This window comes from Arthrobacter sp. Y81, assembly GCF_002929335.1.
Classification (GTDB): Bacteria; Actinomycetota; Actinomycetes; order Actinomycetales; family Micrococcaceae; genus Arthrobacter.
On sequence record NZ_PJIL01000045.1, the window covers coordinates 1 to 2,022 of the forward strand.

Here is a 2,022-nt window from a genome sequence, read left to right on the forward strand (position 1 = left end):
TGAGTATTTGAAGGTTTGGAAGCCACCCGATATTGCCTTTCGGGGCCATTGATATTGCCGGTGGGGGCCAGTGGCCGAGGTTGTGGGGGCCACCGGCTCCCACCGACGTTTTCTCACTGCGTCATGGTGGCGTGTTCACGCATGTTGTGGTTGCCGGTATCGACCCAGATGGTGTTGTGCACGATGCGGTCCATGATCGCGTCGGCGTGGACCCCGGAGCCGAGCCGCTGGTGCCAGTCTTTCTTGGCGTACTGGGTGCAGAACACGGTCGAAGCTGTGTCGTACCGGCGCTCCAGCAGCTCCAGCAGCATGCTGCGCATGCCCTCGTCGGGGTGGTCGAGAAGCCATTCGTCGATCACGAGCAGGGTGAAGGCCGCGTACTTCTTCAGGAATTTGGTTTGTCCCTGTGGCTTGTCCTTCGCCAGCGCCCAGGCCTCCTCAAGGTCGGGCATGCGGACGTAGTGGGCCCGGATCCGGTGCTGGCAGGCCTGCTTGGCCAGAGCGCACCCCAGGTACGACTTCCCGGATCCGGTGAATCCTTGAAACACGACGTTCTGCTGCCGTTCAATGAACGAACACGTGCCGAGCTGGGCGATCACGTTCCGGTCCAGACCACGCTCGTCCACGAGGTCGAGCCGGCGCAGATCCGCGCCCGGGTAGCGTAGCCCGGCCCGCCGGATCAGTCCCTCAACCTTGGCGTGGTTGAACCCGGAGTGGGCCTCGTCGACGACCAGCCGCAGCCGTTCCTCGAAGGCCATGCCGAGCACGAGCGTCTCGTCCTGGGCCTCGAGCGCCTCCAGCATCGGGGCGGCACCCATCTCACGGAGCTTGCGCTTGGTTTCGATATCGATCCCGCTCACTTGGCACCACCTGCGTAGTATTCGGCGCCGCGCACGTATCCGCCGTGTTCGGCCGGTTCATCCCGTGGTGGCCTGAGCCCGGCGGCTTTGTCCTGCTCTGTGGCCAGGATCGGCTGCAGATGCGCATACCGCGGGGACCGCACGCGGCCTGCCAACGCAAGCCGGCAGGCTGCCTCGACCCGTTCGGCCGAGTAACGCCGGGAGAGCCGCAACACGGCCAGTGCTGCGTCCAGGCCCTGCTCGTCGACCGGGACGGACTCGAAGATCCGGTTGACCACGGTCACCGCCGCCGGGCCGATCCGTGCGGCCCACTCCCGCACCCGGGACGGATCCCACTGCCGGTACTTCTCGCCGGCGGGCAGGTCGGCGTCGTTGGTGCGGTACTCGTTGGCCGCGCCCTCGGGCAGCAGCAGGTGGCTGGTCAGCCGTTCGGTGCCCCGGTAGGCCTGAATCACCCGATCGGTGATCCGCAGGTCCACCTTGGTGCCGATATTGGCAAAGGGCACCGAGTAGTAGTTCCTCTCCCAGACCACGTGCCCGTTCCGGCCCACCCGGCGCCCGTATACCCACCTGCTGATCTCGTAGGCCGCCGCCGGCAACCCCGTCAGCAGCGGCTGCTCCTCGGCTGCGAACACGCCGGCTCTGGACCCGGGCCGCTTCTGGAACGGCTCCGCATTGTAGGCCGCCACTCGCTCGATGATGGCGGCCCTGAGCTCCGGCAACGAGGTGAATTGTCGCTGGCGCAGCCCGGCGATGATCCAGGTAGCCACGTGGGCGACCGTGTTTTCCACGCTGGCCTTATCCTTCGGTGCTCTGACACGTCCGGGCAGCACCGCCGCCGAATAGTGCGCCGCCATCTCGCGGTAAGCGTCATTGAGCACGACCTCGCCCTCGCGGGGATGCTTGATGACACCGGTCTTCAGATTGTCCGGCACGATCCGCGGCACCGAACCCGTGAAGGCCTCGAACATCGCCAGTGGGCCCGCAACCAGGTGTCCTGCTTCATGTCCAGGGTGGGTTCGACGAACGCATACCGGCTGAAAGGCAGGCATCCCACGAACAGATAAACGGTCCTGGCCTTGCCCGTGACCGGATCGGCCAACTGCATCGTCGGCCCCGACCAGTCGACCTCCACCGTCTGCCCGGCCTTGTGCCCGACCCG

Annotated in this window: 1 protein-coding gene and 1 pseudogene; both read right to left on the minus strand. The window is 66.1% G+C overall.

Annotation, left to right across the window (positions count from 1 at the left end; genetic code table 11):
- Window positions 1-113 precede the first annotated feature (113 nt).
- Entirely contained in the window at window positions 114-860 is a 747-nt protein-coding gene (locus CXQ91_RS24070) for an ATP-binding protein (RefSeq protein ID WP_104176359.1), read from the minus strand.
- Window positions 857-2,022, minus strand: a pseudogene (gene istA, locus CXQ91_RS24075) (IS21 family transposase); the annotation flags it as partial. The gene CXQ91_RS24070 and the pseudogene istA, both read right to left, overlap by 4 nt.